General features: G+C 34.3%; 11 protein-coding genes and 2 pseudogenes. 5 read left to right on the forward strand and 8 right to left on the reverse strand.

Features of this window, described 5'->3' with window-relative positions; all coding sequences use genetic code 11:
* Nucleotides 1–374: 374 nt before the first annotated feature.
* The 3 genes from HE1_RS10420 to HE1_RS10425 form a co-directional block, all read right to left on the reverse strand.
* The gene (locus HE1_RS10420) at nt 375–509 is read right to left on the reverse strand and encodes an IS630 transposase-related protein (RefSeq protein WP_152531078.1); all 135 of its coding nucleotides are present in this window, start codon (nt 507–509) and stop codon (nt 375–377) included.
* Nucleotides 510–832: 323 nt separating this feature from the next.
* Nucleotides 833–2,698 (reverse strand): ABC transporter ATP-binding protein, encoded by a 1,866-nt coding sequence (locus HE1_RS04630; protein WP_162531270.1) that lies wholly within the window; start codon nt 2,696–2,698, stop codon nt 833–835.
* A gap of 148 nt (nt 2,699–2,846) precedes the next feature.
* Nucleotides 2,847–3,209 carry a transposase gene (locus HE1_RS10425; RefSeq protein ID WP_052567377.1) on the reverse strand — a complete coding sequence of 121 codons (363 nt, stop codon included), beginning with the start codon at nt 3,207–3,209 and terminating at the stop codon, nt 2,847–2,849.
* Nucleotides 3,210–3,451: 242 nt separating this feature from the next.
* Here HE1_RS10425 and HE1_RS04640 point away from each other — a divergent pair, with 242 nt between their 5' ends.
* From HE1_RS04640 to HE1_RS04655, 4 genes and pseudogenes are all read left to right on the forward strand, one after another.
* Entirely contained in the window at nt 3,452–3,796 is a 345-nt protein-coding gene (locus HE1_RS04640) for a transposase (protein ID WP_162480364.1), read from the forward strand.
* A 134-nt stretch (nt 3,797–3,930) separates the two neighbouring features.
* Nucleotides 3,931–4,035, forward strand: a pseudogene (locus tag HE1_RS10430) (IS5/IS1182 family transposase); the annotation flags it as partial.
* A gap of 367 nt (nt 4,036–4,402) precedes the next feature.
* Nucleotides 4,403–4,651, forward strand: a complete 249-nt coding sequence (locus tag HE1_RS04650; protein ID WP_035545251.1) for a hypothetical protein — start codon at nt 4,403–4,405, stop codon at nt 4,649–4,651.
* 446 nt (nt 4,652–5,097) lie between these two features.
* Nucleotides 5,098–5,595 (forward strand): hypothetical protein, encoded by a 498-nt coding sequence (locus HE1_RS04655; protein WP_035545257.1) that lies wholly within the window; start codon nt 5,098–5,100, stop codon nt 5,593–5,595.
* Between the two features lie 196 nt (nt 5,596–5,791).
* Here the strand turns inward: HE1_RS04655 and HE1_RS10435 are convergent.
* The 3 genes and pseudogenes from HE1_RS10435 to HE1_RS09055 all read right to left on the reverse strand — a co-directional run.
* A pseudogene (locus HE1_RS10435) lies at nt 5,792–5,908 on the reverse strand (transposase); the annotation flags it as partial.
* A gap of 335 nt (nt 5,909–6,243) precedes the next feature.
* Nucleotides 6,244–6,474 (reverse strand): IS630 transposase-related protein, encoded by a 231-nt coding sequence (locus HE1_RS07435; protein WP_306301904.1) that lies wholly within the window; start codon nt 6,472–6,474, stop codon nt 6,244–6,246.
* A 307-nt stretch (nt 6,475–6,781) separates the two neighbouring features.
* Entirely contained in the window at nt 6,782–6,967 is a 186-nt protein-coding gene (locus tag HE1_RS09055; RefSeq protein ID WP_162531269.1) for a hypothetical protein, read from the reverse strand.
* 17 nt (nt 6,968–6,984) lie between these two features.
* Between HE1_RS09055 and HE1_RS07440 the strand changes: the two genes are divergently transcribed.
* The gene (locus tag HE1_RS07440; protein WP_242837207.1) at nt 6,985–7,155 is read left to right on the forward strand and encodes a hypothetical protein; all 171 of its coding nucleotides are present in this window, start codon (nt 6,985–6,987) and stop codon (nt 7,153–7,155) included.
* A gap of 221 nt (nt 7,156–7,376) precedes the next feature.
* Here the strand turns inward: HE1_RS07440 and HE1_RS04660 are convergent, their stop codons facing one another.
* The gene (locus HE1_RS04660) at nt 7,377–8,594 is read right to left on the reverse strand and encodes a hypothetical protein (protein ID WP_035545260.1); all 1,218 of its coding nucleotides are present in this window, start codon (nt 8,592–8,594) and stop codon (nt 7,377–7,379) included.
* Between the two features lie 457 nt (nt 8,595–9,051).
* Nucleotides 9,052–9,351 (reverse strand): hypothetical protein, encoded by a 300-nt coding sequence (locus HE1_RS08295; RefSeq protein ID WP_035545263.1) that lies wholly within the window; start codon nt 9,349–9,351, stop codon nt 9,052–9,054.
* Between the last annotated feature and the right edge of the window lie 138 nt (nt 9,352–9,489).

The following is a 9,489-nucleotide window of genomic DNA, read 5'->3' on the forward strand; positions in this document are numbered from 1 at the left end:
AATAACCGTAATACTCCGTATCCCTTGTAGTTAGCTTTACTTTCTACCGCTACACTTCATCCTTAACCTTACTAAAGCTGAATATTGATTTAAATTTCCTATACTGATGGTCCTTACTTACTACCTCTTCTAAACTTACCATTGTTATTTGCGTGCTCGACACTTCTTTCACCTTGCCTTGATTTTTTCCTTCTTATACCAAAAATTACCTTATCTCGCAACTCTCCCATACAGAACAAATACTTGCGTTAAATAGTTTTGCTATTTCAGCTCATTTCTTATCTCTATTGGCTGGAACGTAAATCCTTAGCTTCTCTGGGGCTATTTTATCTTTACTCCAACCGTGGGGTAGACCTAATTATCCCTTCTTTTTTTTATCTTATACTCCCCCTACTTACGCTGCTTTTACTAACTTTAAATACTTTGTATGGCGTTTTTTGATCGTTACCAAGTTGAATATATTCTATTAATTGCTTTCTTAGATCGAAGCTGTATTGTTTCTTCGTCATTTTCTGTTAAAAATAGCACCACGCTGTCCCACTTTCAAGCTAAATTACTATACATACTTTTTTGCTAAAAAAATTTTATTTTTTCATAGAATCAAAAAGATTTTTCTCTATAAGAAAAATCTTCGTTTTTAAAGCCACATTCTTAAGCCTAAGTCCAACTTTTTCTTTGGATTCCCGAACCTTTTCTTCTTTTTGTGATTCGCCAACCTCAACACTCTATGTTACGCAATGCCAATGGGAAGCCCATGTGTTGTTCGAACTTCTTCTTGTTAATAAAATTCTGCTATCTTTCCTTAAAATTAAACGTGGCACTATCATCATAATTAATCTTCTACTTTCTCATCACCCAAAAAGCCACCAACTTGGGCATCCCATAAGTGTTTATAAAGCCCTGTTTTTGCAAGAAGCTCAATGTGAGTGCCGTCTTCTACGAGCTTACCTTTATCGAGGACAATAATTCTGTCAGTATGTTTGAGAGTGGATAACCTATGGGCAATAGCTATGACAGTTGCACCGCTGCTATCTAAAAGTTCATTAATAGATTTCTGGATTAATTGCTCTGTATGGGTATCCAAGCTACTTGTTGCTTCATCTAGGATAAGAATAGGTGCATTTTTTAAAATTGCACGAGCAATTGCGACTCTTTGTCTTTGGCCACCGCTTAACTTAACGCCACGCTCACCAACAATAGTATTGTATCCTTGCGGCATTGCAATAATATCATTATGTATTCTTGCTTTGATGCATGCGGATATGATCTCTTCCTCAGTGGCATCGTACTTTGCCAGTTTTAGATTATCCATGATACTTCTATGAAACATTGTAATATCTTGTGGTATTATTGATATTAATTTGCGCAATGAATCTTGTGTTATATCTCTAATATCTTGATCTCCAAGGAATATACCTCCCTCTGTCACATCAAAATACCTCAGTAAGCATTTGATCATAGTTGTTTTGCCTGCACCTGATGTACCAACAATACCAAGCCTTTCTCCTGCTCGAATTTTTAAGTTAAAATCATGCAACACTAATTTGCCATTTTCTCCGTAGCTAAAGTGAACGTTTTGATAATTTATGGAGCCTTCAAACACAGCTAAGGCTTTTGCATTTTCTTTATCCTCTACGTCAAGCTTTGTATTAATAAAGGAATAGGAAGATTTAATTTGTGCCATTTTTGGGTTTACATTAAATAAAAGATTCTCTAAAAAGGCATCAAGCTGCGCATGAATTTTAAGCGTAATCATAGCGATAAAAGCAAAACTACCTGCGCTAATATCGCCATTCTTAAAGAGGAAAGCTAATAAATATATTTGCACAGCATTCAGCGTAACTACCATTAACGTGTCTGCATTATCTACATAATACGCATCAAATTGACGGGTTTTATAATCCCACGCTCTCCATTTATTTATTGCGGGGGTTAGCTTTAATTTGAATTCCGATATTAAATCGCCAATTACCTTGATGCCAAAGATATTGGCAATTGAATCGTTAATAATCCCCATAGCTTCTTGCTTAGCATTAACATAAGATTCTTGTAGCTCCAATTGCCTTTTCAGCAATAAATATATTATTGGCGTATAGATTATAACAAACAATCCCAGGACCAAGCCTGTAAGCACATTTACATGCAGTATAAAAAATAGGGTAATTATAATCGTGACGATGATATGAAAAGTTTTAAACAAACAAGTAATTAACGTAACCATTCCATCCTGGAAGTCTTCAATTTTACTAGATGTCTCTCCTGATAAATGAGAATCAAACCAATGAAGTGAATGTCCTATTGTCTTGCTATAAATATCTTTAACTACATACTCTAAGATCGCAGGCTTATATTTAATATCAAGGCAACGTTGTGCAAAATACGAACCGTGATGCAAAAATTTATACAATACAAAAAGAAAGAGTAAATATATAAGATTGTCTGCGTTATTAGATGATATGGCATCGATGATTTCTTTAATTTTATAATCAACTGAAATTTCACACCCACCTGCAACCACGGCTATGACAATAAGTAAAGCGATGTATAGTTTATAGTATTTAGTAAATTTCCAAACATACTGTTTAAGTCCAGCCTTCCCATGTAAATCAAAAAGTGTCGTCATCATACTCAATTCCAAAATTATTTTATTTCCTCTCATGCGCAGCTTTATCTTGACATACTTTGCTGTTTTATACAAATACATTCTGTGCGTAGACAGTATGTTTCGTGCAAACAATTGTTTTAAAGGAGATCATTTACATGTATCAGCACAGAGTCACTATCAACCCACAACATGCGCAAAGCAATTAACTGGAAAGTCATACAGCTAAATCAGTACAAAAAGATTACGAAAAATGGAATTGAAATAAGTGATCAATTGAACAAGTTAATGTTCTTCTTATGTGTTTTGCTTGGGGCCATTTTTTCTCAATAGAATTGAGATCAGGGGAATAATGAGGAAAATAAAGCAAACTATTCCCCGCATCTTTTAGCATTTTTTGCACTGCTTTCCCTTTATTGATAATGGAATTATCCGTAACACTACCGTTTTCTTTTGGAAGGTTTGGTAATAAAATCTGCTGTACCCAAGATGTAACCCCTTGTGTAAGCCAGATATCAAACCAATTGCAATTTATAGATTTGCCAATTAAAGCGCCTATGGGATTTGTTCCCCCCTTTGCTCCCCAGAGGTATGAGAGCCATAGCACCGCTTACCTTTATCAGAGTATTCATGCGTTCTTGGTATATCATGAGCAAAACATAAGTTGCTGAATTTAAAAAAAATATTAGCTGGGAAATAGCTAATTTCAAGCCATCGCACGTATCGTTTTTTGATGAATCGAGATTTGGCACTCATTCCAAAAGTCACGGATTATGAGCGCGGTACCAAGACACAAATTTTATTTAAAATCGGTTACCAAAATTTCTATCTTTATAGCGCAGTTAACATTTGACGGAAGTAATTTTACCTAATCTCGATACTGAGCATATGAATGTATTTTTATCTGAGCAGGGGTATCCGTCTAATAAAATTGCGTTGATCATGGGTGGAGAAGGGTGGCATAAATCCAAGGCTTTAAAAATCCCTGGCAATATTCCTATTTTTTATCTTCCTGCATATTCACCAGAGCTTCACCCGGTCGAAAGATTATGGCTCTATATAAAAAACATTATCCTATCGAACAAGATTTACGAACTCCTTTGGGCTTTAGAAGCGGTGCTGTGCGAGTTTGTGCGCAAGTTAAAAAATACAATTGTGAAAAGTATATGCACCGCCTCGTATTTCTCCATTTAGTATCGGGAAATGGTATTACATGCAAGCAAGACAAAGCAGAATTGGGGAGAAAATGATAAGGGATTTTGTGAAAAAAATCCGGATAAACAATGGACTAAATGCTAATCCGCCCTACAGTCTAAATTAACTTATAAAGTGAAAAAACAACGGACAAAGCTGTAAATCAAGGGATTAATAGGGGAAAAAAGGTCAAAGGACGTAAACGCCATAGTATCACGGATACCCAAGGACATATTTTGCATGTAAATGTTCACATTGTTGCGGAATGAAAGGTATTTGCATGAGGTAGGTGTAAAATAATTCATCGATTCAAGGCGTATGACTAGATGCTGGTTATCGTAAAAATTATCGTAAAACGTTCGAAGAGTTGTTCAAAACATATTGAAGAAGGTCGTAGAGATTTCGGAACCTATTACGCCGGGTTGGGCAATTTTAGCAAAAAGATAGAGTATAGAGAGAACATTTACTTAGCTAAATCATTTTGGGCGATTAGCCAAGGAGTATGAAATAGGCGCTCAACCGACGAAACACAAAGTTATAATCCCCCATTCAATAATACTAATTTGTCGGTTGGCTTAACTGTGAAGACTGATTGTAAAAACAATTTTGGAAAATCTTTTAAAAAAACTGACTGTCAATCCAGACTATGAGGGGGAAGATGATAGATGCCGGTCAGAGATTATTACATCAAGTAACGCTGATGATTGCAAACAAGCTAGCCTGTGTGTTGAAGAAATAGACGCTAAAAATCTTCTTGCAAATCAAGGAGATGATATCAATCAAATTGTTGATGAGGCAAGAAAAAACAACATAAATCCTGTTATTTCCCAATGGAACACAAAAAGATATTTATAAGCTTAGACGTTTTGAGAGAACGCATTTTTTTACCTAAACTGCTGAAGAGAACTTGCACCGCGATACGCAAAAACACTTCTTCATTTCTTGCTTCTGCTCAAATTAGATATCTTTTTATTTGGTTGAATTTCCCGTGACGACACTATTTAATAGAAAAAATGCTGCGTAAAGCGTTTTCAGTTTATTTTGTTAAAAGAAAACGATATTCAAGATAAAAAGAAGCAAAGGTAATTTTGTGAAATGTTAGCACAATCAGTCTTAATAAGGGGGATGTTGAATAAAAATGTACAATAAATAAAAAAGCAACACTTTTTTCAAAAATTACTATAAATCAAAAAAATGTTTTTTTAAAATTTTTTACGCTAAAATGTGTTGGTACTACGTACAATAAAATATACGTGAGCAAGTATAAGAAGGTACATTTCTTACTTTTGGGTTTAGGCGTAATGGGATTGCAAAGCGCATTTTCTAATTTAGATTCTTCTAATCTTGATTCTTCTTCTCCATGGTTATGGAGAAATTTTGAAGATTTTAAGGACGAATGGAATAAAAAGGCATATGCTTTGAGGTACGCACCAGATGCTATTAAACGCTTTGAAAAAGATCTCTCTCTCAAAACAAAAGAAATTATTCGAGCGCATAAATCGTTAGTTGAAGTAAGCAACTCTGGAGATCTTACAGAAAAAAATGCCGAAAAAGTAAAGAAAGCGTTTTCCAATTTAGCTAAATATATTTGGGAGTTTCGCAAAGAAGACAAAGAAAAAGAATTTTTAGAAACTATAGTAAATAATAAGGGTGAGTTGTGCCAAAATTTTTTCAATCCTAAGCAAAACCTTAAGGCTGCTTATTGTGAGCGTTTAATTACAGAGGCATTAGGAGGTGTAAAAAATACTACTTTTTCTACAAGATCTTTCTTTAATTCCTCTCAAAATTTTAAAAAATAATTCCTTCAAGAGAAAGGTATCGACAATCCAGTTTTGGCTTGACATAATTTTTTATAAAGATTATAGAGAGAGTGTAAAAAGACAGTAATGCTTGATATGTAAATTATTAGAGCACAATATAGTAATTTAGGTTGAATTAGATATTTTAAAGAATCACGAAATAGTATCGAATAGAGCGTTGAAATTTAGTATATTGTCACCTCTTCATATTAGCCCAGAATTTTTCTATTGGATTCAAATCAGAAAAGTAAGAGGGGAGAAAAATTATACTGCATTTTACAGATTCCATTAATTCTGTACTTCTCTTGGATTTATGAAAAGATGCATAATAACACCTTGACTAGGCTTTAGTTCCTTGATCAGAAATTTTTCTACCCAAGTCCGTTAAAAACCATTGGTGTTATCGGCGTGTTGTTAACCAAACCGGCAATACTATTTGTTCTTTGATACTATTTCCCACTCTTTTTGCCAGCCAACTTTTCACTGTTTCTTCCCCAGTTTCTGTCTTTGCACATAGCCTATCAATGCTGCTTTTATCAATATATACAAGACTTGGATACGCTATATCTTGATCGATTCTTGATACTGACTTTTCTTTGCTTGCTTCTAAGTGCGAAAAGTCTTTTTTTTAGCTATAGCCTAATCTTTTTAACCAGTAGCTGATTGTACCCCAAATTCTTGAGCGGCTTTTTTCAAGGTCGTATCTTGGGGTTCTTTGACGTGCACTTCAAGCTTCTCTAAGTTAATATTTTTTTCTGAGCTACCACGTCTCTTAGGAAAATACCTGTCTTCTTGTCTGTATTTTCTATGCCACCTACCTATCGCTGATACACTTATTTTAAACAGGTGCGATGCTTTAATACCTCCAAGAGCCTGTATTCATGAATAAAAAGGTATAATATACAAGGCTTGAAGGTGTAGAAGATGAATTATTCAAGCGATTTAAAAGAGAGAGTGGAATGTGATAAAGCATCATTTTGATAGCGGGAATTACAGAAATAGAAGAAAATACAACAAAAAAGAGGGGGTAAAGCAGTATGTTATATAATCAAGAGCGGTTGTCAATGGACGGTACATTCGTTTTATAGACGATATAGGATTAAGGGGAGATGGGAAAAAGTGATGCATGAACTTGTTAAGACAAGCCGAATTAAGTATGAAAGGAGCAAGAATCCCAGCTATAGCATCATTCACAAAGTGTTAAAACAAGTGTTAACCCCACAGGAGCCTCAGAAAAAATAGGTATAGATGGGGGAAAAAGATACGTAAACGGCATAGTGTTGTTGATACGCAAGGCAATCTGATCCATATCACGGTTCATAAGGCCAATGACACAGGTGCTGGGTGCAGAGTTTTTTAGGAAGCGGTACAAAAATTATCCTACATTGAGTGTGTGCAGATGCTGGATATAGAAACCCCATGGAGGAATTTGTAAGAAATATATTGAATAAAACTACAGCAATCTCAGAGCGTATATCTCAAGGATGGGCTATACTTGCTAAAGCGTTGGATTGCCGAAAGAACATTTGCTTGGCTAAATCCTTTTCGAAGGTTAGTTAAATCATGAATACAGGTTATAAATATTCTATTCCCCTTTGTCTTAAATCGTTGCTGTAGCTCTTTGTCATTTTCCTTTTATTGCACCTACTTCAACCTAAATTACTATAGTGTTGGTTTGGGGGAAGGTAAAAACTTTCAAATAATGAACCAAAGTTTGTCTAGATTAAACTCTTTGGTTCATGATGCCTTGATTTTTTTTGGTATTGGTAAGACAAAAAGCTTTATCCTTCAACCCTTTTTATCATTCTTTGGTTTACAGTCTTAGATTCAGGCAGAGATTCGACAAGTTTTTTATGAAAATTCTTCAACTCGTCTGGAAGACTGTTTAAAAAGTAAAAATTATATTCTAATTTTTCTCCTAGCGCTTCTTTAAACGTTTCAGAAAAGTCCTCGAAGCTCATTTTCGTGAAATTTAGGTAAAACAAAAAGCTTTTGTGGTCTTCAATAAACATTTTTGTAAGAAGATCATCTTGTGTTTTTTGGTAACTAAAGCATGAATATTCGTTTGCTTTTTTATCTTTAATTATTTGCATTAAACATTCCAAATCTTTTCCTTTAAATATTCTGAAAATAGCGTTTAAAGGAACGCCTTCTTTTGATAAATGATTTAAAGAATTCCAAATAAGCCTTGGGCTTTCTTTTTCTAATTTTTTTTTAAAATTCAAGTATCGAAAAAATATCGGGGCGCTCTTGCTCATTACCTCAATCCATCTACTTTTTACCCTATCATCTAACTGATCTATTGCTTCAAAACATACCGAAAGAACTTTTTCATTTTTCATAAACGAGTACTGGTTTTCAGTTAATACATCGATTACGGATGTTTCGTATCCACACTTAAAAAGAACGAAAAAACTTTCTTCTAAATAGGGAATAAGTTCTTTTCGTAATCTTTCATTTTCAAACACACAATTAAAGTGCCCAACCCCAGAATATTTAATAAAACTTGAAAATTTTTCAAAATTTTCACGTTCACACCAGCACGGTTTTTTAAAAGAACTAATCAAAAAGTTAAAAGCTTCATCAGAAAAATCAAAAAGTAGAGCTAACGGTTTTTTTGTAAATTCCGCTGGTTGGGCTGAAAAAGATTTTTGATGTCGATTTGCACGATAAAAAGAACAGTAAACAAAATTTGTTTTTAGTTGATCGGGAATAAGTTCAAAAAAAACATCAATTTTCGAAGAACTTAGAACACTCACTCTTTCAAAAACTCTTTGAACAATGTCTTTTCTTGCTTCTTTTAAGAGTGAATAAGAAAGTGAATCTCCTTTTTCATCTTTACATAAATCATGTAAGCATTGTGCAATTTTTCTATAATCGATGCACTCTGTGCTTTCTATTTTTTCATTAAGAAAATCTTTCAAAAATTTTTCACTACCCTCTGCGTTAGAAAACGCCTGAACCGAAAGTAAGCATACAAGCAACAAAAACAATTTCATAAAAAATATTAGCTAATTTCTACTTTGAAAACATATTGAAAATTCTAAAAAAAATCAAGAGAAGATATAAAAATAATAAATACATAAATTTTTTTTCTTGATTTTTATATAGAAAAAAATAAAAAATAATTTTAGAGAACTTTAACCAAAGATAGCATGGTTAATTTTCAATGTTTTATTAACGTGAAGTGCCGAAAAAATACGCAGTGTTACCTCCAGCATTTCTAGTGATCGTGTGTTTGCAAGGGGGAGGGGACGAAATCTTGCAAACCAATGGCGATGTCGAGCGTTGCTTTTGTTTAATAGAAAACGTTTTATCTTTTCCCTGAAATAGGCGATTGCTTGGAATAATTTTATAACCCGTATTCACGATTTAGCTAATCTTCTTAATAGAATCATGGAATGGGCGCTATCATACTCATGTTTTCAGCAGTCGCTAGGGCAATTTCATAATGCTTTAGATACCTTTTGAAAATGATTTAGCCATGCAAATGTTCTTTCGACAATCCAACGCTTTAGCAAGTATAGCCCATCCTTGAGATATACGCTTTGAGATTGCTATAGTTTTATTCAATAGAGTTCTAACAAATTCATCCATGGGGGGTCTATATCCAGAATCTGCCACACTTCCTTTAATGTAGGATTTTTTGCACCGCTTCCTTAAAAACTCTGCACCCAGCACCTGTGTCATTGGCCTTATGAACCGTGTATGGAGCAGATTGCCTTGCCTATCAACAACACTATGCCGTTTGCGCATCTTTTTCCCCCATCTATACCTATTTTTTCTGAGGCTCCTGTGGGTTTAACACTTTGTGAATGATGCTATAGCTGGGATTCTTACTCCTTTCATACTTACTTCGGCTAGTCTTAACAAGTTCATGCATCACTTTTTCCC

Source organism: Holospora elegans E1, from assembly GCF_000648275.1.
GTDB lineage: Bacteria > Pseudomonadota > Alphaproteobacteria > Holosporales > Holosporaceae > Holospora > Holospora undulata_A.